Here is a 25,003-nt window from a genome sequence, read left to right as displayed (position 1 = left end):
TGCTATAGATAGACACTTAACCAGTCTTTGTTTGACGTACAACCCCAAATATACCCGCAATCATATAAAAGAAAGCCCCGATAAATACGCCGCCATAGGTGATAAGTAACGTAGCCGCTGCAAAAATAAGCAGTATAATGCCAGCAGCTTTTGATTTCTTATCCCCTTTAAACCATATAATGGCAAGGATGCAAATGATAATTGCTATCCCCATAATGCCGAAACCGATGGTAAATGCTTCTAATAATCCGCCCAAATGATTTGAATCTCCATATGCCTTATCGATGGTTTCCATGTACAATCCGATTGATAATATATAAGATAACCCGCCAAGGAGGCTTAGGCTTATTTCAATGGATCTCTTCATATACCGGTCTCCTGTTCTTTTTTATTTCAATTCAATCAAATGATAGAAAAACATCCTTTCTATGTGTATGTGCATCACAAAGAAAGGATGTTTCTATTATTTATACTCAGAAGCTTCCTAAAAAGGCTTATCCTCTTCCATCATTTGAATAAATTGATTCATCCCATGTAATTCTTCGGTTTTTACTAAAGGAAGAGACAATTTATCAAACAACGGTTCCGCATGTGTTGCAAAGAAATCATCAAACATATGGACCGCTTGCGGCAAGGCTTCTATTTTTTCGAAAAGCTGAAATATTTTTTCTTGGATACCTTCTGAGTAATAAATCGAGTCTACTAAATCATAATGTAATACCGCTCCCGTTTGTCGATCCAGAAGTACAAGGATATATGGAAGAAATGGCCGGGATTCAGGTGTCCTCTGTACCGGCTCTCCTGCTTGGATGAATGCCAGCTCCGCCTCCACGCCATTGATTTTATCTATTTTATTCCTCATCCGTTTCCATTCTATTTCTGACATATCCAATTCTAAATCAGGGTCTTGGACAGCCTTTTCAACCAGATCAAATGTTGACAAAATGATTTGTTCGCCTTCTTTATTTAAAGCGAGTATTTTGCCGCTATCAAAGCTCGGAGTTATTTTAGACAGATTATCCGTACGTGAAAGGAATGATTCCAGTTTAGACATCACTTCTGTGAAAATCAAACTTTCTTCTTGATTAAAACTCCATGGGACGGTATCCGGAATCATGCTGGTAAATGAAGGCCATTGATTTTTCCCGCGATACTTTCTGTTGAGACTTTTAATTAAATCATATTCGTCCTCATTCAATTCCTCTCTGCTATTAAAATTAACCGTAAGAGAATACTGCATGAAAACAACTGCTAAATTATCATCAAATGGATCGTCATCCAGCAGATCCAGATAAGATAATAACCCTCTGCTACCCAGAAAACCGGAAACGCCATAACTTTCTCCTGCATTCCCCATGATGGAACAATAGACATAATCATTTACCCTATCTGACCAGACTGCAATAAATTGATTATCTTGAATTTCAAGCCATGGTTGTTTTTCTTTCACTTAATCAGCTGCATCAAATAATTGATTCCATTCCGATTCATCCGGCTCTATTTCCTCAGCGCCTTCTTCACCAAGAAGCCAGTCTTCGTAAAACACACTTAATTGATGATTGATGTATTCTACAAGTTCCTCATTGTCGGAAAACGTATACGTATTCTCGAAACCTTTTTCCAAAGGCTGGTTCCCTTCTGCCGCAAGACAGAATGGTAATGGCAGATCCATCGGCAGCTCCACTTTTTGTTCCAAAATAATCTCATGCTGCCAATCCAGATTCAAATCATAAATATAGGTCAGCTTATCACCGGGATTTTTCAAGAAATCCGTTAAGATCGCCGTTTTTTCATCAACGGCCCCTGTCTGTTCAAGTAGATCTCCTGCTTGTGGCACAATCGAGGTACCTTTCTGTGAAAAAAAGTGCAAATGTTCGTCAGACCACGCAAATGCAGTCTGCAGGAATAGATGCAATTCTTCAAAAGTACTCTGTTCCGATACGATTAGTGTTCGCTGTTTCGCGGGGTTCACATCTTTTACTTGAATATTTAATTGAAGAACCAAGAAAATACACCCTCTCTCTATTTTCATTTTGTCTGTTCATTTTCTATTATAGCTTTCACATTTAACTTAAGCTTTCATAGTAAAAAAATGCAACTATTTTTATGCGTACATCTGCCAGATAATCAGCCAAATAATAAACAGAATACTGCTGAAACCCGTTAGCAGATAGCCGGTCTTTTGCATTTTGGACAACGGAGCTTTTTTCCTGACCAAAATCATCATTACAACAGCGATAATACTGGTCGCGGTAAAGAGATAATTCCCTATAAAGTGTGGCAGCAGCTCGGAATAGGTGCGCATCGGGTTAGATAGCATACGGATAATCAGAACCGCTATATTCACTGCCAGTAAAGTTCCAGATAGCATTAATAACCAATTCCACTTTGCAATTGGCGCTTTTTTTCGTTTTCGTCTCCTTCGAAAAAATGCCAGCACCATTAACACAAAAGGAGAAATTAAAAAATAAACCATGCACCAAATAAACAGTCCTAAGCTAATGAGCAGAAAAGGAGTATTTTTGTCCATAGGAAGATAATCCGCATAAGCAGTTGAAATCTGTTCGGACATCCCATCATTTACATGAAAGTACATGACATTACTTGGTATAAATACGTCATCTCCGCTTTTTAATTTATAAACATAAGGACTTGTTTGTACATAAGTTGCTTTGAACCCTGCTAAATCCAATTCAATTTCATTGTCATCCATTGGCTTAACATCGAGTGGTGCAAGATATGCGTAAAGATTCATAAAACCATTAAACGTACGGCGTGCCGATAAATAAGATCCTTCTACTTCAGCAGCCGGCGGGAGGTTTTCTCGAACTGTTTGATCCCCTCTGCCCACTAATTCATCTGTCAGACCAAATAAAAGATCGATTTCATCTGCTTGATTAGTTAAGATGACAATCGCAAAATTATCTTCAGGAACAATTTGCATATTACTGGAGTAAGCGACCGTATTACCGGAATGGGTCAATCCTCTGTATTCGCCATCATATTCCCAAAAACCGTGAGCAAGTCCGGGAACTCCTTCTTCTGGAGCATAGCTTGTTGTAAGTAATTTTTGAAGTGTCTGGTCTTCTTGGAATAAAGAAGTCTTTTCTGGTTCAGACGGCATCAAAGCCTGTGCGAACTTTGCTAAATCGGCTGCTGTTCCATTTATTCCCCCGCTGGGATACATAGAAATATAAAAAGACTGTGATTCCATAAAATCACCATTCTCTCCAGGAAAATAACCTATCCCTTTATGACGCGTAATTTCCTGATTATCTTCTACAGGTAAATGCATGGTGGAATGATTCATTTCCAATTCATCAAAAATATGCTCATTCACATAATCATAAAACGGCTGTCCGGTAATCTCTTCAATAATATAAGCTGCTAAAGAAGTTGAGTAATTGGAATAAGCAACAACTTCTCCAGGCTTATAAACCTGTTCCGGCTCTGCTAATTTTAAGGATTCTTCCAAGTCAACCAACTGCTCCGGAGATTCAAACAGCAAATCAAAAATATATTATTCAAAGCCTGCATTATGATGCATTAAATTCAAGATGGTAATGGGGTCATCGTAATTTAATTTGGTCAAAAATTCCTCCGGCAAATAAGTTCGTATATCCTCCTCTAAATCCAGTTCTCCCTGTTCAGCAAGCTGCATCGCAGAGACCCATACAAATAATTTTGTAATCGATCCCCATTCGAGAACAGTTGTATCCGGATTCATTGGAATTTGATTTTCTACGTCGGCATACCCATATCCTTTAGATAGAACAATTTGATTGTCTTTAATAGCAATGATTGCCGCTCCTGCTACAGTGCTACCTATGTATTCTTCAGCATATTCGTCAACGAACTGCTCCAGTTCTTCTATTGGAATACCAGATGGCGTTGTATTTTCTGCCGCTGAAAAAGTATAGGGAAAACATAAGCTGAAAAAAACTATGTGAAGAAAAATACTGATTCTTTTTATCATCTTGCTACCCTTCTCTCTTTTTGGTTAAATAAGCTTCTAAATAAACTGGCCAATTATTTTGAAATAACGTTCACATTACAAAGCTTCTCCGCCCCAAAATGATTTTTATATATTCATACTTCTTCAGAGAGTCTTTAAATCCCTTTTTATTTACGGATATGGCAAAAGAAAAACAACAGCTGCATGGGAACTGTTGTTTTTCTGATCATTGCACTATATTATTTATGCTCGCTCAGCCATTTCGCAAGTTCATCCAAATCATCATCACCAAGATCCGGAAAGGCCGGCATTCCTCCGTCTGTTCCATTTTCAACGATATCAGCAATTTCATCCTGTGAATAATTGCTGCCAACTTCGGTTAAATTTGGACCGGCTGCTCCTGACAAATCTTGACCATGACAGCTGGCACAATTATTTTGAAAAACTTCTTCTCCAGTTTCAATACTTGCAGATTCTCCATCTTCCGCTTCTCCCCCTGGATCAGATGATTCCGTTTCCTCACTGTTTTCCGTATTATCAGCCCCTTCATCACCGCTGTCACTGCCATTATCACCGTCACAAGCCGCAAGTACAATTGCTAAAGTGAATGCTAAAAACAAAAGATAGAATTTTTTCAACTTACTTCTCCTCCTTTGGATGATTTGAATTTTTCACAAAATACGGGTAATGAATAGGCTATCTCGTATCAAATCAACTTCATGATTATCTCGAAGAAGCCAGTAAATGGAGACCCCGAAAATGTGATTGAACCAATAATGTTACATTATATTCTCAATTTTCATTTTACTCCTCTTTTCTTTTTAAAGCTTTATATATGCTTATATAATCCCCCTTAACAAGAAAAACATATATCATTTTTTCTATAACAGCTGGTGCTAATCATCTTACCCAAAAGCTTAAAGAATAAAGAGAATAATGATTAGGTAAAATGACAGGAATATGTTGATGGTTTCAATTCGGTAGGCGAGTTAAATTTTATAAAAACGTTAAATAATGGAGAGCAGCATATACCTATATGGTATGTAGAATTTGCAGTTTATATATTATAATAGAGACAGACATTTTGTATTCATGTAAAAAGTGCATAATCGAGAACGGTAAGATAGAAATTCAAGGATACAGCCATTCCCTTTTGTTTAAAAATGAAGTTATACGGGGATTTATGCTTACAAAGAAAAGTGCTAATGGTTGTACAAAGCTAAACGATTACTGCTAGTATAAAGATAAGAAAAGTCAACAGCAGGTATTCCTGATGGATACATATTTTACAAATTAGGAAATGGATATTATAAGTGAGGCCCCCCCTGCGTATTGTCCGAGGTTTATTAAACGCTGGTGAATAGTGACCTACAGGAGGAAAAGAATATGAGAAGTTTTCAAAGCCGGATTGCGGAACGTATACTTACACGGCTGAGTAATAAAGACAGTTTTACCGATCCTCAATTATTCAAATCGTTTCTAAAAGAAAAACAAAAAGAAAATGAGAAACCATATGACCTGCCAAAATATATCCAGACAAGGTTCAACATTGAAAAAAAGATGTTTGATGGAATGGAATGGTATATCTTTAATCAAGAAGAGAATCACTCAGGAAAATCCATCCTCTATTTGCATGGAGGCGGTTATATCAAGCAGCCCTCGTTATATCACTGGCATTTTCTTGGGAAAGTAGCAAGAGAAACCAAAGCTAACATATATGTTCCTATTTATCCAAAAGCACCCAATCATCATTATAAAGAGTCTTTCGAAAAAGTGCTTCCAATATACAAATGGATGTTAGAAACAACCGATAGCGATAATATTATTTTGATGGGTGACTCTGCTGGCGGAGGATTTGCATTAGCATTAGCACAATTGCTTTTGGAACAGGGGCTACCACAGCCCCGACATATCATATTAATTTCGCCTTGGCTTGATATTACGATGAAAAATCCAGAAGCTCATGAACTCGAACCTAAAGACCCGATGTTAGGTATCTATGGGCTGATTCAAATGGGAAAGGCATATGCAGGAGGTACTGACCGAGATAATTATTTACTAAGTCCGATAAATGGAGAGATACATGGGATAGGAGAAATTACTTTGTTTATTGGGACACATGAAGTTCTTTTACCAGATGCTAAAAAATTTCAAGAGATGGCTGCATCGCAAGACATCCACATTAATTATTTTGAATATCCGGAAATGAACCATATCTTTGTGCTTTACCCCATTCCAGAGGCCAGAGAAGCAACCAAAAAAATAGTAGATATTATAACAAACAGCTGATGTATTCGCTGCCTAACGTATTCAACTTCCTGTTCAGAAACTGTATCAACCTGCGACCTTTTCAGGACAGCTTACAACAAAGCAGCCGCTAAAGCGTTGCTTTTCCCGCTTTTCTTTACATAAAACGAATTAAAAGCAAAAATAAAGTAAAATGACAGGTGCGGAAACAATATTACGTATGTAATTCCTAATTTGGTCCGCAGAGATGCCTCACCATTCCCGTGATAAAGATGCTTCACGCCGGAAAAATTTAAATTGGAGCAAATCGTTAAGGAATAAACAGTTCACGACCAATGCAGAACAGAACAGCGACAAGCAATGTAACTGTCCAAACCGGCAAACGCTCCCCCAAAGTAATTATGTAATAATTCGAATGTAAGATAATCCCGCCTGAATACAGAGACGGTCATTCCAGAAATATAGAGCAGAACTGGAAGTGGCAAACGATCGTACAGAGGGAGCGTCAGAGCAAAAAAACTGGCAGGCTATATATAAATCCATGCTGGGAAACTTGTTAATAACCTATCCTTTATTTACTAAATAAATCAACACTATTAAAGCTCCAAATATAATGGAAAACCTGAGCCGTTTTGGCACGTTTAAAAACCATTTAGATGCCATTTCCTGACCAAATCCTGCTTTTTTATCATTATTCATTTTACCAACCCTATCTGCTGTAAAAAATCGCCCCTTTTCATTACCGTCAATTTGGGAGTAAAGCGTAATTTCATTCACAAGAAAAGCTATTTATCTTTCTCTGACTGTAATTTATCAATTTTTTCTTCTAATTGACTTATTCTTTTATTTCTTTTGATACACATGACGACGAGCGATACGATTCCTATAACGAGCAAAATAACAAGTAACAAAAAGAGTAATTGAATTATTACGTCTCCCATATTTAATCCGCCTACAGATGCTGACAAAACAAAATTCTCCTTCCCTTCACAAATTTTTCTTTAAAAAGATACTTGCACGTTGTTACCTATTCCGAAAATGTGCCCTGATATGGAACAGGTAATAATGCGCTAAAGATGCATAGTAGTTTATAAACTTCCAAAAATATCCCATATCTAAATAATATAACTTAACCCTGTCTTCTTCAACACCTGTTTTTAAAACGGCTTCATTTTTAATTCGCCAAATAAATCATTTACATTATCCATGTCCTCTTTTTCCCCGTAAAAAATCCGTGTTCGTTTAAAGACATCAAATCGTTGCCTTTCAGACTTCTTAATACCAAAAAACAATTTCAAATTAATACTGCGTCTTCTTCAATCTAATCCTTCCATAAACAAATCAATAATTTCTTTTGTTTCCTCCCACTCTCTGGCTGTCTCTTTTAAATATGCTTTCCCCAACATCGTAATTCTATAATATTTTCGCTTTCCGCCATGAGACACTTTACCATAGTAAGATTCGATTAATCCTTTCTTTTCAAGACGCTGAAAAACGGCATATAGTGTCGCTTCTTTAATCTGAAAACGACTTTCAGTCCGTAAGCTGATTTGCTTTGATATTTCATAACCGTACTGATCATTTTCATAAATCAGACGCAGTATAATCGATTCTAAATGTCCTCGTATAATATCACTTCTAATCATAACATATCCTCCTTATCACATAACCATATCTGGTAGAGTAATAAATCAACTGATTACTCTTCCTGTCAAAGTAATTATATATAAAACAGATTTATCATTTCAAATATCTATAAATATTATTATACCAGATATTAATACATTTAAAAAAATATATGAAACTCATAATTATAATATTGTATTTTCATAAAAGATTGTATTTTCATAAAAGAGTAATTAATTAAATAACCACTCTTTTTACATTAGTAATTTAGTATTGACCTTTTTTAGACTTTTAATGAGATTTTATAAATGAGTGAGGAACAATCTTATAATATGAAAATACTATAAGATAAACAATCCGCACCCTGCTTTTTTTAAACAAGATGCGAATAATAGAGGATCAAGGGAATTATTGCGAAGCTTTTAGCTGCAGCTGCTTCTCTCTTATCGCTGCTTAGCTATCCCTCCGAAGAAAAGACAGCCAATAAGCAATTGCACATATTACCCCCCAAACAAAAAGCGTAAAGAAAGCAATCCACGGTGACAGTTCGGTCACTTCATAAGCAGGCGTTCCGAGTAAGCTCATGCTCGCTTGATCCGGCAGGAATCGCAGTCCTTCTGGCAATTGTAAAATACCAGTCGCAATAAATATAGGAATCATAATCAAAATGGAAAGTGGTACGATGGCGCTGCGCGTTAATCCCGCAATGCTAAAAGCAATGATAGACATTAGCAAGTAGACCGCTGTCCAGCGTGTGAGATCAATCAAAATGCAGCTCATATCTACATCCGAAAAGATATGAATAATTAATCGTGACGGGATGATAGTAACCAATATTCCGCATAACACCGCCAGTCCCACCGCAACTATTTTTCCTTTCATTAATAGCTGACGATTAGGAACAGTAATTAACGTCATACGATTCTGCCCCTCTTGATATTCACTGCTTGCTGCATAAACAGGCAGAATAAGAAACGCGTAAATAGGAGCAAACATAACAAGACCAAAATCTGCCACTGTAGACGGAGGCATATCATTTCCAGGATAAAAAACAAGACCACTTGTGTCCAATATAGCAAGCCCAAGATTCATAATCGTGGTGATAATGATAAATAGTACGATTGTTGGATGTGAGATAATCTTAGTGAATTCAGATCGAACTACATCCGAGAAAGAAATGACAGTTTGCTCAGAAGCAGCTACCTTCATCGGGCGTCCCTCCGCTTCATTAGAATGAGTGAAACAATTAATACGCCAATAAGCCAGAGGGCTAACACCATCCCTCCCATTAGATTACTCGAACTGAATGGCGGTCCTATCACAGGCATAGCTGGTTCTTGTAATAAAAAATTACGAGCTGCGCTAATTGGTGTCCATGCGTCCACGGCTGGCGCAAATGAAGCAATCGCTTGGGACATGGTCACCCCAATAAATCCACCCATGATTAAAATACCCAAAAGGGTTCGCCGGGTAATAAGCGTGATGCCTAAAGATATCAAGGTAATCGCGACAAGGAAAAAGATACCCCCTGAAATCCGGATAAACACTTCAGGTGACGATAAGATATCTAGCTGCCAATCTTTGACCATAAAGTACGCTGTAACCAGCGATATGATGGCATAAACAATTCCAATGCCAAGTGTATAAAGGATTGTCGCAATAACCTTACTGATAATCATTTGCTTTCGGGAAGGCACTGCAAGCAAACTAATTCCTAATTGGCCAGCCTGAAATTCAGCACCCGCAATGACTGCACCAAGTAATGGGAACAGGATTCCAGGATTAAATATTGCTGAACCGATGGTGCTGAAAAAATCTAGTTCTGCTTTGATGGGTCTTCTATACTCCCAGTGCATGCCATTCCCATCTAACGTTTTTAGGTTTCCCAAGAAGCCAGTTCCACTAAAATAATGAAATAAGAGACCGGCACCCAATAAGATAAAGGTGATAATCCAAACGCTTCGCAATGTAATTATTTTTGTGAATTCAGATCGTATTGCTGCTATCATGCTCATCACCAGCTTTCTTCGCTCTTGATACCAGTTAAGGCAAAAAAAGCTTCCTCAAGAGAATCATGATCTGCAACAACCTCTTCCAGCGATCCTGAATCAATAATCTTTCCATTATTGATAATCACAATATCATCCACTATTTTCGACGTTTCGTCCATTAAGTGACTGGAGAGTAACACCGTATTCCCATTTCGTGCATAGTCTTGCAGAAGTCGCCGCACACTCCGGATACCTTCAGGATCTAACCCATTTACAGGCTCATCGAGTATAAGAATTCGGGGCTCTCCAAGTAATGCAGCAGCCAGACCAAGACGCTGTTTCATCCCTAAAGAATACTTTTTCACTCTTGCTTTTGCCGCATTAGAAAGACCCACCATTTCCAGTACTTCAACGATTCTTTCTTTTGGAATACGATTCGATTCAGCTATCCACTTTAGGTGATCAATACCCCGGCGCTCCAGAACAGCCGCAGCACCATCTAGCATCGCACCAACTGTTCGCAATGGCTGACGATGATTAACAAATGGTTTACCTTCAATAAGCGCTGTGCCGCTGGTAGGAAAATCCAAACCGAGTAAAATGCGCAGTGTACTCGATTTCCCTGCTCCGTTAGGCCCTAAAAATCCAGTCACCCGGCCTGGTTGTGCTGTGAACGATACATTTTCAATGGCTGTTTTCTTGCCGTATCGTTTTGTTACATTATTAACTGCAATCGCTTCTGTTCCTGTCCTGCTATTTTTCGCATGCAAATACATCGCTCCCTTTCTTCCAATCGTTTTTTTCATGTACTTCTTTAGTATAGTAGCGAAAAATAAACTGCTGCATTTGACTTCATATACGTCTATTAACAGAAAGATTACAATTCTATAAACAAGGACCAGGTATACAAATACTACTGATTTCAAAAAGTCATTTTTTCACCTTCAAAAAACAGCTGGAAAATATGTTTTTTCCAGCCGCTGATTAATAAAAGTATATTAAACTTTAACGGTACTTTCTTTTACGCCCCCCTCATTCATGCTGCGTTTTTACCAATAATCACGCAGCTGACGGTTACAACAGCAATAATTACGGTATACAAATTAAATACTTCATTCAGAAATAAAAAAGAGAATGTAATCATTAAAAAAGGTTGTAAATATTGCAGTTGACTTACTTTGGAAATTCCGCCGACAGACAATCCTTTATACCAAAATACATACGCCAAAAATTGACTGATTACTGCTAAATAAATAAAGCTCACCCAGCCCGTTATAGGCACAGCTAAGATTTCTTCTGCATGAATAGAACGAATAACAGGTATTAAAAATAAGGGAGCTCCAATAATGACGGACCAAGCTATGGTTTGCCAGCTGCCTATTTCTTTAGCTAATTTAGCCCCCATCGCATAACTCAATCCCAATATAATGACAGATATAATCAACGCCATATCCGCCAAATGGATAGTTCCTAATCCTAAAGTAAATGCATATATAATCACAGATAAAGAAGCGATCGAACTAGCTACCCAAAATTTAAAAGCAGGCCTTTCATTCGCTATAATCATCGCAAAAAATGCTGTGGCCAACGGAAGCAATGCTAGTTCAACTGCCCCGTGAGATACTGGTAAATCTGCCATTGCATAGGTTGTTAACAGCGGGAAAATTAAAACTGCCCCAAACGCAATAATAAAAAGATCTCTGAATTGTTTTTTGGTCGGTACAGGTTGTTTATTGATTATCAAAAATAAGACAGCCAATAGCGAGGCTGGTATTGTTCTGCCAAGTCCAACAAATGTAGAATTAAAATATTGAACCGCTACATTCGTTGCTGGTAATGTGAGGCTGAAACATAGCACTCCAAGCATCCCCCAAACAAAACCCGATAAATGATTACGCTCTTCCATAAATACTGCTCCTTTTCATTGAATTATTGTACCGGTACATATAACATACTAATATAATAATTTTTATCATAAAAGAAGAGTTATCACGATGTGTACCGGTACAAACCTGAGCAGGGAGGTATTTTAATGAATAAATTTGAAAAAGTGGTTCGTTATATTATAAGTTTGATTAAAGAGGAGAAATTAAAACCAAGTGATAAATTGCCCTCGATCAGAGCAATGGCAGAAGAATTTTCCTGCAATAAAAGCACCATTATTAGGGCTTATCAAGAATTGGAGGGTAAACATTATATATACTCCGTCAGCAAAAGCGGATATTATGTAATTGAAAGCATGGAACGTGAGGAAGATAACCTTGAAGTTTTTGATTTTTTATCGGCAAGTCCTGATTTGAATGTCATGCCGTATAAAGATTTTCAACATTGTATTAATCAGGCAATAGATATATATAAAAATGAAATATTCTCCTACTCCCCTTTTGAAGGTATTTATAGTTTAAGGTGCGAAATACAAAAATACCTGCAGGATTTTCAAGTTTTCGCAGATGTGAATAATCTATTTATAACCACCGGAGCGCAACAAGCTATTAATTTAGCTGTAAATATGCCCTTGCCTAATAAAAGAACGAATATTCTCGTGGAACAGCCTACATATTATGGCGCCTTGGAGTCTATCAAAAATACCGATTGCAATATCTATGGGCTGGATGTTTCGAAAAATGGTATTGACTTAGAAAGTCTGGAGCATATCTTAAAAAATCATGATATCAAATTATTTTATGTCATAACCAGATTTCAGAATCCCTCCGGCTTCAGTTATTCGAATGAAGATAAAAAAAGAATCCTCGCTTTAATTCAAAAATACGATGTTTACTTAGTTGAAGATGATTATTTAAGCGAATTAGATTTAGATACGAAAGCCGACCCTTTTTATAGCTTCGATGACACAAATAGGGTTATCTATATCAAAAGCTTTTCAAAAGTTTTTCTGCCAGGGATGAGGATTGCTTCAATTATCGTACCTGACAGGATGAAAAATGAGTTTATTAAGTATAAATTTACATCTGATTTTAATAGTCCGGCCATCTCACAGGGGGCTTTTGAAATATACCTTAAAAGCGGTATGTTTCATACTCACATTGATAAAATAAAAAAGGTATACAAAAACAAGTTAGATATTCTGCTTGAAGCGTGCAAAACATATTTTGATGATTCTATTAAATACAGCAAACCCAATAATGGATTTTTTATTTGTATTTACTTACCTGACAATATCAAGGCGGCATATATAACCAATATACTGAAAGAACAAAGCGTGTACGTTAAAGATTGCTCAGATATGTACCTAGATGATTTTAATAAGGAAAACGCGATAAGAATATGCATTTCAAAAATCGAAGAGAATAAAATAGACAAAGGAATCGAAATTATCTCGAAAGTAATAAAACAGAACCGAAAAAGATTGAACTATATTGCGGATAATATAATGATTCCTTAATCGTTATATTATTTTTGTCAAGAATTGAAAACCCAGCTAAAAAAACAGCTGGGTTTTCAAAGTGCCTGAATGATGTTCAAATATTTATTATAATCATCATCTTTCCGCGCATAGCAATACAGTTCACGTATATATCCATCTAAAACGAAACTGGAATTGTAAAATAAAAGGATGTGCCCTTACCCCATTCACTCTCTGCCCAAATCTCACCGCCATGTTTATCAATTATTTTCTTACAGATAGCTAGCCCGAGTCCCGCCCCGCCAAAATGCCTTGATCGGGATTTTTCTGTACGATAAAACTGTTCAAATACAAACGGCAGATCTTTTTGTGTGATACCTGCTCCATTGTCTGTTACAGATACTTTTAGTTTTTGTTTATCCACATTCACTCTAATCGCAATAACCCCTTCTTCACCAACATATCTTTTCGCATTGCTTACTAAATTATCGAAAACCTGGGCGAGCTCGTTTGCATTAACAAGCAGATTCACCTCCGGAAAAGGCTTTATCACTTCTAATTGCATCGGCGCATCCATAAACTCCAGCTTTATTGGATGGATGATTGTTTCCAGCAGTTCTTGGGAATTCCAAACAGAAAAGCTTTCTTCTGCTGCCTTTATATCTAATTGCGAATATTGAAAAAGTGTTTCAATTAAGTGATCCAGATTTTCCGTTTTATTTTTAATTACCGAAATATAGCGTTGAAATTGGTCCTTGTCATGGATAACTCCATCCTGCAAACCTTCTACATAGCCTTTAATCGATGACATCGGCGTTCGTAAATCATGTGAAATACTGGCAATCAAGTCTTTTCGCGCTGTTTCGTGAGCAGCCTCTTTTTCCCGTAATTCTTTTAACTGGTCTTTCATTTCATCAAAAGCACGAGATAAATCACCTATCTCATCATTTTCCCGATAGGAAACAGCAAAATCAAGATTTCCTTCCCTGATATTTCTTGTTGCCTTTCCTAATTCTCCTAGAGGCTTTAAAACATTCCGGGAAATGACCCAGCCAGTAATCAGGGCCCCGATAATAAATGGGATAAGCAGAGCCAGCAAAACCGGAAGAAGCGTGCTAAAGGAAATACGATTGCTTGAGTTGACTCCAGAAAGCAGCGCAACCACTATCGGCAGCACCAGCATCGATGAAAAGGACAAAATCAGCTTCCCTCTTACACCCAGCCTCATTTTTTATCTCCCACAAATTTATAGCCTACGCCCCAGACAGTCTGGATCCATTTAGGGGTGGCAGTATCCTCTTCTATCTTTTGACGGATTTTTTTAATATGGATGGTTACGGTGTTTAAATCGCCATACTCATTGATTCCCCACACGTGGTCATAAATTTGCCGGCGGGTCAAAACGTGGTTAGCGCTCTTAGCTAAAAAACGCAGCACCTCAAATTCCTTAGTTGTCAGCTCTATTTGTTTTGCATTTATTTTGACTGTATAAGCATTTATATTAATCTCTATATTATCAAAGGTTAAGACTTCTGTTTTATATTCTGTTGATGCGCTTCCCTCTTTTTCTACCGTTGAAAGCTGATCATATCTTCTTAACTGCGCCTTTACACGAGCAACTACTTCTCTTGGGCTGAACGGTTTCACCACATAATCATCCGCCCCTAACCCCAAACCTAAAACTTTATCTATCTCTGATTTTTTTGCACTCAGCATAATGATAGGGACAGCTGATTCCGCCCTTATCGTCCGGCATACTTCCATTCCGTCTAATCCAGGAAGCATAATATCCAGCACAATCAAATGTGGCCGGTATTCCCGAAAGACCGCAAGGCACTCCTCCCCGTCCGTACTAATCTCAACATCATATTGTTCCTCTTCCAAATAATCTTTGATTAATTCCGCAATCTCCAGCTCATCATCAACGACCAGAACCTTTTTATCCCGCATGACGCAGCCCCTCCTAATCCCGTCTTAAATATTAATAATTATAACAATACATCCTTCTTTTTGATAAAAATAAGACTGCCTATGTAAAAAATGACGATATAAACAAAGATGACTCCTGTATCAAAAAGGATTTCCCGGGATGCTTCCTGGTTGATAAATAAAGCAGGAAATGCGTTCATGATATGGACAATGGAATAAGCGGTAATCTCTCCATTTAATAAAGGGGCAAATATAAATAAAGCCAATGCTGTACCGATGGTTATTCCAACATTCAGTGATAATAACGCAATAAACATGAGCAGCATAGCAAAACCAAATACAGGCAGAATATAAGCAAACGCAGCTGTGTAGGTAAGCACGATCCCCTCTCCACCATAGATAGACGCCCCCTCTGAAAAAAGCGGTTCTCCTTGAACCACCAGCTGCTCGCCCCAGCCTAAGAAAAAGAAGCCTGTACCGTAAGCGGTGAGGGTGGTAAAAACAACCATAAAACAGATACAGACCAATACGCCGGCTGACTTTGCTATTAAAAATTGGATACGAGTAACAGGGCGTAATAATACCAGTTTAAAGGTGCCACGCTTATATTCTTCCGCTATCGATTCCGCAATAAAAATAGCCTGGAACATGATGATAAAAAGGGAGGATTCGGCTAGCGCCTCCAGCGGATACGACTGTCCGTTCAATAGATAAGCAGCTTGCTCTCCCCTGTCCGCCTGATACTGTAATATATTTACCAGCTGAACGGCAATCATAACCCCCATAAACAAATAGAGTTTTTTTTGTTTAAAGAATTTGTAGATTTCATTCTTGATTAAACCTGTCATTTAATTCCCTCCACGCTTCCCATTAAATCAATTAATATAAGATTTCTTTCTTTTTAAATAACCAGAAGGATAATCCTGCAAATAAAACTCCGTATATGAGGACAACTCCAATATTTTGCAGTATTCCAGACCAACCCTGTATCTGCATCAACTCTTCAGGAAAATACATTAAATGATGCGCTAAGGAATACGGAGCAATAGCTGAGACACCATTTAAATTTAATCCAACCGTAATCAGGACCAGCGATATAATAATCGCCGTACTCATATTTTTAACTAAAACGGCAATAAAGCCCGCAAATATTCCGTACGCCATCGTCGGCAGCATAAATAAAGCATATACCCCTACGGTTACACCAATTCCTTTCATTGGCGGATAACTGACTCCCAAGTACTCTGTCACCTCTCCCCAGCCGATAAAATAAACTCCTAATGTATAGGATAAAATCAAAAAGAGAACCGTTGAAACAATAATAAATGCAAACAAAGCCATTAGCTTTGCCGATAACAGCTGCCATCGCGCAATCGGGCGCTGCAGGGATAATTTTAATGTTCCATTTCGGTAATCATTACTGATACAATCCGCTATCACGATTGGAATAAAAATAATCATAAATTGAGAGAAAATCTGAATCATCGATAGCGGAACAGATTGACCATAATAAAAATCCCAAACCGTCATTTCCGAACCGCCTGGTTGATAATCATATAAATTCAAAAAGGTGATTCCCAGCATAACTGCTGCAAACACATAGATTTTTTTCATTTTAAAAAGTTTATATAACTCATTTTTTAATAAGCCCATTAATGTTGACCCCCGCTGGTTATGTTAAAGAAGGCTTCTTCCAAGGAATGAGTTTCGCTATCATTAATCAGCTCACTGACATCGCCTTCTGCAAGAAGTTTTCCGTCATTAAGAATCCCAACACGGTTACAAATTTGGCTAACTTCGTGCAGTAAATGGCTCGAAATAAAGAAAGTAATCTCTTTTTTCGAAGAAAGCTGCAGAATCATTTCTTTGATTTCTATCATCCCTTGTGGGTCCAGTCCATTTGTCGGTTCATCGAGAATAATTAATTGCGGATCATTTAAAAGCGCATTGGCAATCCCCAAACGCTGCTTCATCCCTAGTGAATAAGCAGCAACTTTATCCTTTGCTCTCCGTGTCAGCCCGACGAGTTCTAACACTTCATTTATTTTCTCTTTACCAATACCAGGGATTAAATTGACCATCAGTGACAGGTTCTCATACCCGGAAAGATAATCATAAAAGACAGGATTCTCTACAATCGCTCCGATTTGTGAAATTGCCTGTTTAAAATCTCCCCTTAGATTCAAGCCATTAATGACAACCTCTCCCGAATCAGGAAAAATCAAGCCGGTCAACATTCGGATCATTGTTGTTTTGCCTTGTCCATTTCTACCCAGAAATCCATATACATCCCCTTTTTTTATATTAAGATTTAAGTTATCAATGATTGTTTTCCCCTGAAATGATTTCGTCAGTTTATGTGTTTCTAATAATGTTTCAGTAGCCATTTTATTATTTCCTTTCTGTTGTTTTATCGTTATATTCTCAAGTATAGATGCCAAAAATAAACTGCCGCATTTGAATTAATAAACAAGAGATAACAAATAGATTACATTGTTAAAACTCCAGCAAAAGAAACCTAACTCAGAATGAATACATCTCCTAGGCAGGGAGTGAAATAGAAAATAATAACTCAAAAGACTTTCCCCCAAAAACCACACTGCTATCAGGGTTCATTATCCAATCTAAATATTTGACAAAAAATTTTATTTATGCTATAATTTACTTTAATTATATAATAGGGTTCCCTTGGCCAGGGGACCCTTTTTTGCGTTCTAAATATCCTTACAGGAAAGGTGATACGTTATGGATTTATCCGATATGTTGAATTCCATCCAATTATCGCAGAATTCTAATGCAGTGATGGAACTTGTTCGTTTAAATGAGAAAACGAAAGAATGGGGCCTGATTCTGACGCCAGACGATGCAAAAACGCTGGTAGTGTCCAGAAATAAAGTGTTGCGGGATCATGCGAGAGTTGAGCTGAGCATCGGCGTGTTAAAAGAGCTAATTGAGGTATTTTCTACTTCTCCTTATATGGATCAAGAACATTATGTTGATACGCTGAACGAACTTCAAGAGATCTTTTATTATCTTAGGAATGAAACCGAAGATAAGTTTAGCGATGCAAAGCTTATTCAACTGATGAATGAGTTTTATAACGGGTCTTGTGCAGGGTCTATCGAATTGTTAAGAAGTAAAATGGAGGAACTTGCAGAGAATTTCAGAAGAAATATAGCACTTCCCAATTCTTTATTCAAAGGGGATGATTAACGCATGGAATCAGATGACAAATCAGCTCGTTTCCGGCATATTTCTAATAGAATAATTGACCGATCGCGGTTAATACGAAATCAATACACCTTGACCCTGCTGCAAGAAGGTCAGCGGTCAGCTATCATCTCCAGTCAAAAAGCTTACCAGATACAAGCAGAGATGATGCAGGTTCTGCAGCAATTGATTCTGCAGCATACTCAAGGCGAAAGTACATCAGTGACAATGGAAACAGCAGAAGGAATCATGACCTCTCTGCTTTATGCTATCGATGCTTACGCCCTTCAATGTAAGCATCCTGAAGAAGCGCTTGCTCATTTAAATATGAAAAACATAAAAGATATACATTCTAAAGGAGTTGAATTACTACGTCACTATTTTGAAGAGACGAAAAAAATATATCAAGAAGTGAAAAAGATAAAATTAGATGTGCCCGTCGATGCTTACAATACGACTATCGATGAATCATTACCTCTATTTTTGCAGCACTATGATATTATTTTTGAAGCTCAAAATACCATGGCGAGCATTGATTATCCTTTAGCCATAGACGATATGCGGCTCCAAGGCGTTTTCTATATAAAGCAGTATGTAGAACGTTTACGAATGGAGACAGAATTCTGCCATTTTTTTAGTCATCAGGATGTCATGTATATCTTAATAAATTACGGGAAAATAAGCCGATTTCAATATCAAATTGAATTATTCAATATATTTGAGTTAATGATAAACAATGCTGTTTTTTCACTGCTATCTGGGGGAAAGCCTAATAATGTTCGACTTTCGGAAGTTCAATTTGAACAGTTAAATCGAAAATTAATAACCTCCCCTACTGATCAAAGGACGCAGCTGATTCATGAAGCAGTCAATCAATTGCAAAAATCTCTGCAAACGGATCAAGCACTTACAGATTACATCAATTTGTACCGGGATGAATTGATGCAAAGGGTGAATCACGCTGCAAAAATCGGCAGCTTCGAAAAACTTATCATCAGAGAAATAAAAGAAACCGAAAAAACAATGGAATTCAAGTTAAATGAGAATGATCGGATGAGTGATATGGACTTACGCAGCCTGGTAGATCGTATCTTAGAAATTGACAATATTGAAGAAAAAGTACAACTTATCCGGAATAATTTTGTTTCACTGCATGATTATCTGGATCTTCTCCATGCTGAATGTCTGTTTAATGGTGATTATGAAGCGCTTTTTAAAACTTTTGGAGATATCGAGCTAGCTATTTTAGCCAAAATTGTTTTTTATGAGGAGTTACGGGAAGGTACTCATGAATTCTCCAATATGGTTGCTGACGGCGTTGAAACAGAGAATGAATGGGAAATGTACTATATTGCGTTCTTGCAGCAATTGGATGAAACGCGAATTAGAGTTATTGGAAACCTTATTTATAAAATCGATTATGAGGATATATCATTTGATTAGACAGGAATCATGGAAATGAGCTAGCCTCAGTAATTCACAGGGGCGGCGTCCGTAAATCTCCCTACTATATAAATTTAATTTTAAAACAGAAGATTTACGGACGCTTCTCCTTGAAAAATCATACTTTTGAAAATAGCCATGAAGATTATTTATGTTTTGATAGTCCGTTCTTGTTTCTAACGAGAAACTGGTTTCCTTAATAACAGCGAATACGCCGCCCAATTCCCATTAAAACCCGCTTCATAAAATCCTGCTTTATCGGCAAGCTTTGAAACCTCTTCTCTCCTCTGAAAATGTGGATCAAATATGGTCTCCGCTACCGTCAGGATACCACCTGGCTTTAAAATATTAAAAATTTCTTCCAATGCTGCTTGCCGATCTGGTATTTCCCCTAAGACATTGACAAGCAAGACATGATCACAAGGTGATTGCCGCAGTTGACCCAAACCAATTTTTCCCTGCACCAATTCAATATTCTTTAAATTTCTTCTTTGCACTTTTTTTTCTACCCTTTGTAACATTTCATCCTGAATATCTAACGCAGCTATTTTTCCGTTGGAGCCAACACGTTCTGCTGCTGGAATCGTCACCCTCCCAGGTCCGCACCCTAAATCAATCACATGCATTCCCGGCTGTATGCCAGATTGCTCAATAATTTCATTCGCTTTATTCGGTTTGGTAAAGGGATTATCCAGTTCCACCAGCCAACGCAGCCAGAATGGACAAGGAATTTCACGTTTTCGCGAAGCAAACCTCCAGGCATAGAAGATGCTAATGCTCATAGGAACCATTGCGAAAATAATCATTTTAAGCATTTTTGTCCAAAGCCCTCCTCTTGATGTAGGCTACATTTCTATCCGTAACATCTTCCTTGTTACTTTTTCTATCCGGCTATCCATCCCCTGTTGATGCGCTAGTTTCCCTAATCGCAATTCATCAACAATTTGCCCGTCTTTCATAAATAAGACCCGTTCACTTTTGGCAGCAACTTTCGCATCATGTGTCACTAGCATAATCGTTGTTCCTTCTTGATTAACCTGAAGGAAATAGTCCATCATTCCCTCCGCAGTCTTTGAGTTTAAAGCCCCTGTTGGTTCATCTCCAAAAATGATTTTCGGTTCATTGATCAAAGCCCGGCAAATTCCTGCCCTTTGCAGCTGCCCTCCAGAAACCTGGTTCGTCATGCGATATGCCAAATCGCCAATCCCGGTATTTTCTAAAAGCTGCTGTGCTTTCTTCGCCAATTCTTTTGTTTTTCTCTTGTTATCTCGCACAGCTGGGAGTACGATATTATCAATAATTGTTAAATTTTTTAAAAATGTCGGCTGCTGGAAGACAAACCCCATTTGCTGGCGGCGGATTTCAGCAAGCTCTGATTCTCCACATGCTGGCAGACGTTGATTATTGAATATTATTTCGCCGCTATCAACGGTGTCCATCCCGCTTAAAGCATAGAGAAGCGTTGATTTTCCCGATCCCGATGGTCCCATAATAGAGATGAATTCGCTTTCGTAAATGGTAATGGATACCCCCTGTAAAACGTTGATTTTTTCTTTTTCTATATCAAAAGATTTATGAATTTGTTGCCCATCCAGTATTTTTCTCATCATTTACTCCTTTATATTTTCTGCAATTGGTATTTTACCAGCTTGATTGGTTCCCAATTTTGTTGCCAATAAAGTAACAATAAGCATAAGGGATGGAAACCCCAAATAGATAAACGGATGACTGATAAAGGCAATCGAATCTACACCAAAGGAAGAAATAGCCATCCCTGCGATTGCTTCCCCAAAGGTATTCGCTAAGATACTGCCTCCTGCTACGCCAATTATCAAAATGAAAATTCCGCGAGCTGCATATTGTTTGGTCAAATCCTGATTCGTAAAACCAATTGCTTTTAACGTGGCAATTGCCGAGCGATCCTTAGTAACCACTAATTTCATAAATAACAAGCTTACTAGACCTGTTATGAACAAAGCCACGATTAAGGCAACATTCGCTGCTGTTTTCATCGAATCCATCGTAGAACCAAATACTTGCTGCTTATGGTGATGCGCATCTGTTACGCTGGCAAATGGCAAAACCTGTGACATTTTTTTAGCAGTAACAGCAGCCTGGTTAGCATGATTAAGCTGGATATAATAGTTTAACCACATCGCTGGAGCGGTTTCATCTGAAAAAGCAGCTTTTGCCGTTTTACCTCCATTTAAAATATTGGAGTATATCCCAGAGACGACAAAGCTTTCCGGACCTTCACCGGTAATGATTTCAATCGTATCACCAGCTTGTTTTCCAAACTCCTCTGCATTCAAAGAGGATAATGCAATTTCATTCGGTGCTTCTGGTGCTTTTCCTGCATTGTATTCGATTGGAAACGCAGCATGATCGCCAAGTTCAACGATTATTTTTTCTTCTGTACCATCCTCTTTTACAGCTCGAAAGGATTTGGAGGTAATCTCAACATACTGGTGAATAGAAGCATCATCATTTAAATAATTTACAATCTGTTGTTTATTCTCCTCCATTTCCTCAGATGGATATATACTAACCATCAGGTCCATTTCTCCAAAGCCAAGATATTTTGTGAAAGATGGTGAAGATACGGTATGGTATGTGTTCCAGGGAACAATTATGATAAAACAAGAAAGCAGTAGAACAATCAGCATTGTTGCATAAAGCTTCTTACGGGATAGTACATCCTTTATCCCTAGAAAAACATTGGTAGACATTAGCTTATTTTGACTGAGTAAGAAGTAATTTTTACGGGCAGTGTTTTCCTCCGGACTGCCCGTACGGATTGCTGATGCAGCAGAGATTTTTCTAAAACGTCTCAACAAGAAATAAATGTAACCAATCACCAGCAGGAAAACAAATATACTTCCAAGTATGGCAAGAAAAATACTCCAGCTATCATATTGGCTTTCCCCCATATACAGCCGGATATTCTCTAATAAAGGGTTACTGAAAATAAAAGATACTAACAGCCCAAGCAAGCTCCCTGCCAAAGCAAGAAATGCATATTTAGCAAGATAGATTTTTTTAATATCAGCCAGCCTTAGACCGATTGCTTTCATCGTACCAATCTCCCGATAATCCTCTTCTATCTGGATTAATAGCGTGAAACGAATACACATAAATGCAATGAGTACGATTAGAAAACTAACCAGCAGGATGATTGCAATCATGATTCCATCAGATAAACCGTTAATTACTTTAAACAAAGTACTGGTCAGTGCCGGGCCATTGGCTTCTAATCCTGCATCGGCATATGCTGTTTCAAATTCATTGGTTTTAGATGTATCATGCAGCTGGAATTCAATTAAATATTCCAGCGTTCCTTTTGATACCAGATCTTGATAATCATTTTCGTGCACTAAAAAACGCTTGGAGGAAGCTAAAGGCGAATTCATTTGCGCATCTCTGAGGAATCCGGCAACTTTAAATGCTTTTCCGGCAATCATTGCTTCATCCCCGATTTGAGCTGTTCCATCTGTCATATAGCCGATGGGAACGTATAGCTCTCCCTCTGCCGGATGGATTGGCCTTCCCTCCAAATCAAGCAGAAAATCAAAGGAAGAACTTTGGGTAGTAAAACCATTGTCCTGAACATTATCAATCAGGTTATTTCCACCTACTTGAATACTAGAATTAGTAATATTTAAAAAATCCAACACCTGATATTTTTTTACATTTTCTTGTTCTTCTGCAAAGTTATTTAAACGCTCCTTATCGATATTCCCATTATGCATTTGCAGGAAGTTTGGCACTTGCGCCTGTTTCGTGAGTGTCTCAATCGAGCCGATAAGGTTCAGGCTTAAAATAGCTGCTAAGCAGACAAGTGCTGTTGCCGCAGAGATAAATAACATCGTCGTGATACTAATCAGCTTGTTTCTAAAAAGATCATTGCGTATAACTCGAAAATACATACCCTCTCCTCTATTCTTTTGCCAAGATTTTCAGCAGCTTCTCACTGATTGCTCCTTGTTTTGTTCCGAGCAGTCTTTCTGCGTTAAAAGCAAAAGCTGTCATTTTTAGCAATTGTGCTTCTTTCGATAATTCAATGGTTCCATCATCAAAAACAGTAGAAGCATAGACAAGCAGCATCTCCACACTTTCATAAGGGTAGTTTGTATGAAACAGATTTTCTTCTAATCCATCTTGAATAATACTTGTAAAAATCGGTGTGACTTCTGTAATCAACACCTTCTGGATTTTCTGATGCATCAGGGCGTTTTGCGGTTTATGAATCTGTGTCATCAATTCTTCAGAGACTGTGCTGCTTACGTTTAAAGAAGTAATCGCCATAAGTAACCGTTCAATAACCGGCACTTCTTTCCTCCCGGCAATGGATTGAGCCGTTTCAATCACTTTTTTGTTATAACGGTCAATTATTCCATCCATAATCGCTTCTTTGCTTTCAAAATGATGATACAGCGTTCCTCTGGCAATCCCGATGCTCTTCAAAATGTCCTTCGTGCTTGTTCTGTCATAGCCCTGCTCATTAAACAAAGCTTCAGCCACATCCAAAATTTCATTTTTTCTTTCTTCTGCGTTTTTGGCTCTTTTCATTAATCTCCCTCCTTTCATTTTTAGACCGGCAGTCTGTCGGTAATGTGGTGTAATTAAATTATAAGAAATATACCTCAAATACGCTATTGGTCTCTGGTCTGACTTTTGTATATAGAACGAAATTTATTCAGTAGGAATTTTGTTTCCACTGAATGAACCTAAGAAATTCAGGGAGTTGGCTTACCTGATCTTCCGCTTACATAACCTGCTTTATCTAACACTCTATTTGTTGTTACTCTTCTTCTGACTCGCTCCACTTTTTTTGGATTCGTATCATCAGCTATTTTCTCACTTACGATATCCTCATAATGTTTTACTTTATTTTCAAGAAAGTTTACTCTATCTTTTGCTTCTTCCAGTTGAGAATACGCTATTTCTTTTAAGTTCAAAAATATTGATAACGCTCCTCTATAGTCGAATCTCCTTGAAGACTCAGTGATACATAGCACTTTATTTCTTTAATGGTCATGCCGCATTCCTTTAAGATTTTTATGCCTTTAAGGCAATTCATTGATTCTTGATTAAACAATCTCTGTTTATTTTTATCTCGAGTTAATGATGGAATTAAACCACAATCCGTGTAATAACGAATGGTATGCTCGCTCATTTCCAGAGTCCTGGCAGCTTCTTTTACAGTGTACATTACCATTTCTCCTTTACAAATAAGCA

At 37.8% G+C, this 25,003-nt stretch carries 26 protein-coding genes and 1 pseudogene; 4 read left to right on the top strand and 23 right to left on the bottom strand.

Features of this window, described 5'->3' with window-relative positions; all coding sequences use genetic code 11:
- Positions 1–16 precede the first annotated feature (16 nt).
- The 5 genes and pseudogenes from MKY45_RS11550 to MKY45_RS11530 form a co-directional block, all read right to left on the bottom strand.
- Positions 17–367 (bottom strand): hypothetical protein, encoded by a 351-nt coding sequence (locus MKY45_RS11550; protein ID WP_052485059.1) that lies wholly within the window; start codon positions 365–367, stop codon positions 17–19.
- Positions 368–484: 117 nt separating this feature from the next.
- A complete protein-coding gene (locus MKY45_RS11545; RefSeq protein WP_341172942.1) occupies positions 485–1,450 on the bottom strand; it encodes a DUF7309 domain-containing protein in 966 nt (321 codons plus the stop codon).
- Complete coding sequence (locus tag MKY45_RS11540) at positions 1,451–2,005, bottom strand: plasmid pRiA4b ORF-3 family protein (RefSeq protein WP_341172941.1); 555 nt, start codon at positions 2,003–2,005, stop codon at positions 1,451–1,453. It abuts the gene before it with no gap.
- A gap of 99 nt (positions 2,006–2,104) precedes the next feature.
- Positions 2,105–3,976: pseudogene (locus MKY45_RS11535) on the bottom strand (serine hydrolase domain-containing protein).
- A gap of 218 nt (positions 3,977–4,194) precedes the next feature.
- Positions 4,195–4,593 carry a c-type cytochrome gene (locus tag MKY45_RS11530; protein WP_042533922.1) on the bottom strand — a complete coding sequence of 133 codons (399 nt, stop codon included), beginning with the start codon at positions 4,591–4,593 and terminating at the stop codon, positions 4,195–4,197.
- A gap of 748 nt (positions 4,594–5,341) precedes the next feature.
- On the opposite strand from MKY45_RS11530, the gene MKY45_RS11525 reads away from it, so the two are divergent.
- Positions 5,342–6,244, top strand: a complete 903-nt coding sequence (locus MKY45_RS11525) for an alpha/beta hydrolase (protein ID WP_341172940.1) — start codon at positions 5,342–5,344, stop codon at positions 6,242–6,244.
- Positions 6,245–6,766: 522 nt separating this feature from the next.
- On the opposite strand, the gene MKY45_RS11520 is transcribed toward MKY45_RS11525, so the two are convergent.
- The 7 genes from MKY45_RS11520 to MKY45_RS11490 form a co-directional block, all read right to left on the bottom strand.
- Positions 6,767–6,979 carry a hypothetical protein gene (locus MKY45_RS11520; protein WP_139089130.1) on the bottom strand — a complete coding sequence of 71 codons (213 nt, stop codon included), beginning with the start codon at positions 6,977–6,979 and terminating at the stop codon, positions 6,767–6,769.
- An 8-nt stretch (positions 6,980–6,987) separates the two neighbouring features.
- Positions 6,988–7,170 (bottom strand): hypothetical protein, encoded by a 183-nt coding sequence (locus MKY45_RS11515; protein ID WP_042533918.1) that lies wholly within the window; start codon positions 7,168–7,170, stop codon positions 6,988–6,990.
- Positions 7,171–7,518: 348 nt separating this feature from the next.
- Positions 7,519–7,848, bottom strand: coding sequence for a PadR family transcriptional regulator (locus MKY45_RS11510; RefSeq protein WP_042533916.1), 330 nt, complete (start codon positions 7,846–7,848; stop codon positions 7,519–7,521).
- Between the two features lie 433 nt (positions 7,849–8,281).
- A complete protein-coding gene (locus tag MKY45_RS11505) occupies positions 8,282–9,037 on the bottom strand; it encodes a hypothetical protein (protein WP_256706241.1) in 756 nt (251 codons plus the stop codon).
- Positions 9,034–9,837 (bottom strand): hypothetical protein, encoded by an 804-nt coding sequence (locus tag MKY45_RS11500; RefSeq protein WP_289585264.1) that lies wholly within the window; start codon positions 9,835–9,837, stop codon positions 9,034–9,036. The genes MKY45_RS11505 and MKY45_RS11500 overlap by 4 nt, the downstream gene beginning before the upstream one ends.
- Before the next feature lie 5 nt (positions 9,838–9,842).
- Positions 9,843–10,625, bottom strand: coding sequence for an ABC transporter ATP-binding protein (locus MKY45_RS11495; protein WP_256706239.1), 783 nt, complete (start codon positions 10,623–10,625; stop codon positions 9,843–9,845).
- Positions 10,626–10,855: 230 nt separating this feature from the next.
- A complete protein-coding gene (locus MKY45_RS11490; protein ID WP_042533912.1) occupies positions 10,856–11,725 on the bottom strand; it encodes a DMT family transporter in 870 nt (289 codons plus the stop codon).
- Positions 11,726–11,851: 126 nt separating this feature from the next.
- On the opposite strand from MKY45_RS11490, the gene MKY45_RS11485 reads away from it, so the two are divergent.
- Positions 11,852–13,222 carry an aminotransferase-like domain-containing protein gene (locus MKY45_RS11485; protein ID WP_193062094.1) on the top strand — a complete coding sequence of 457 codons (1,371 nt, stop codon included), beginning with the start codon at positions 11,852–11,854 and terminating at the stop codon, positions 13,220–13,222.
- Positions 13,223–13,361: 139 nt separating this feature from the next.
- On the opposite strand, the gene MKY45_RS11480 is transcribed toward MKY45_RS11485, so the two are convergent.
- The 5 genes from MKY45_RS11480 to MKY45_RS11460 are packed head-to-tail and all read right to left on the bottom strand — an operon-like array spanning position 13,362 to position 17,499.
- Entirely contained in the window at positions 13,362–14,411 is a 1,050-nt protein-coding gene (locus MKY45_RS11480) for a sensor histidine kinase (protein WP_193062093.1), read from the bottom strand.
- Positions 14,408–15,133 (bottom strand): response regulator transcription factor, encoded by a 726-nt coding sequence (locus MKY45_RS11475; protein ID WP_341172939.1) that lies wholly within the window; start codon positions 15,131–15,133, stop codon positions 14,408–14,410. The genes MKY45_RS11480 and MKY45_RS11475 overlap by 4 nt, the downstream gene beginning before the upstream one ends.
- A 38-nt stretch (positions 15,134–15,171) precedes the next feature.
- Entirely contained in the window at positions 15,172–15,960 is a 789-nt protein-coding gene (locus tag MKY45_RS11470) for an ABC transporter permease (RefSeq protein WP_341172938.1), read from the bottom strand.
- A 31-nt stretch (positions 15,961–15,991) separates the two neighbouring features.
- Complete coding sequence (locus MKY45_RS11465) at positions 15,992–16,765, bottom strand: ABC transporter permease (RefSeq protein ID WP_042533902.1); 774 nt, start codon at positions 16,763–16,765, stop codon at positions 15,992–15,994.
- Positions 16,765–17,499, bottom strand: a complete 735-nt coding sequence (locus MKY45_RS11460) for an ABC transporter ATP-binding protein (protein ID WP_341172937.1) — start codon at positions 17,497–17,499, stop codon at positions 16,765–16,767. The genes MKY45_RS11465 and MKY45_RS11460 overlap by 1 nt, the downstream gene beginning before the upstream one ends.
- Positions 17,500–17,857: 358 nt before the next feature.
- On the opposite strand from MKY45_RS11460, the gene MKY45_RS11455 reads away from it, so the two are divergent.
- Both MKY45_RS11455 and MKY45_RS11450 read left to right on the top strand, forming a co-directional pair.
- Positions 17,858–18,325: a DUF6323 family protein gene (locus MKY45_RS11455; RefSeq protein ID WP_042533897.1), complete on the top strand. Its 468-nt coding sequence runs from the start codon at positions 17,858–17,860 to the stop codon at positions 18,323–18,325.
- A gap of 3 nt (positions 18,326–18,328) precedes the next feature.
- Positions 18,329–19,765: a DUF6179 domain-containing protein gene (locus MKY45_RS11450; protein WP_289585268.1), complete on the top strand. Its 1,437-nt coding sequence runs from the start codon at positions 18,329–18,331 to the stop codon at positions 19,763–19,765.
- Between the two features lie 176 nt (positions 19,766–19,941).
- Here MKY45_RS11450 and MKY45_RS11445 read toward each other — a convergent pair whose 3' ends face one another.
- From MKY45_RS11445 to MKY45_RS11420, 6 genes are all read right to left on the bottom strand, one after another.
- Positions 19,942–20,580 carry a class I SAM-dependent methyltransferase gene (locus tag MKY45_RS11445; protein ID WP_341172936.1) on the bottom strand — a complete coding sequence of 213 codons (639 nt, stop codon included), beginning with the start codon at positions 20,578–20,580 and terminating at the stop codon, positions 19,942–19,944.
- Positions 20,581–20,610: 30 nt separating this feature from the next.
- Positions 20,611–21,372, bottom strand: coding sequence for an ABC transporter ATP-binding protein (locus MKY45_RS11440; protein WP_042533894.1), 762 nt, complete (start codon positions 21,370–21,372; stop codon positions 20,611–20,613).
- A 3-nt stretch (positions 21,373–21,375) separates the two neighbouring features.
- Complete coding sequence (locus MKY45_RS11435; RefSeq protein ID WP_042533892.1) at positions 21,376–23,691, bottom strand: ABC transporter permease; 2,316 nt, start codon at positions 23,689–23,691, stop codon at positions 21,376–21,378.
- Positions 23,692–23,701: 10 nt separating this feature from the next.
- On the bottom strand, positions 23,702–24,334 hold the full coding sequence (locus tag MKY45_RS11430) for a TetR/AcrR family transcriptional regulator (RefSeq protein WP_042533890.1): 633 nt from the start codon (positions 24,332–24,334) through the stop codon (positions 23,702–23,704).
- A gap of 167 nt (positions 24,335–24,501) precedes the next feature.
- Positions 24,502–24,723: a hypothetical protein gene (locus MKY45_RS11425; protein ID WP_246528961.1), complete on the bottom strand. Its 222-nt coding sequence runs from the start codon at positions 24,721–24,723 to the stop codon at positions 24,502–24,504.
- Entirely contained in the window at positions 24,720–24,977 is a 258-nt protein-coding gene (locus MKY45_RS11420) for a MerR family transcriptional regulator (protein ID WP_226894673.1), read from the bottom strand. The genes MKY45_RS11425 and MKY45_RS11420 overlap by 4 nt, the downstream gene beginning before the upstream one ends.
- Positions 24,978–25,003: the final 26 nt, after the last annotated feature.

The sequence above is a fragment of the Oceanobacillus sp. FSL K6-0251 genome, assembly GCF_038004725.1.
GTDB classification, from domain to species: domain Bacteria; phylum Bacillota; class Bacilli; order Bacillales; family Amphibacillaceae; genus Oceanobacillus; species Oceanobacillus oncorhynchi.
The sequence above is the reverse complement of the archived record's forward strand: the minus strand, read 5'-3'. Positions and strand labels throughout refer to the sequence as shown.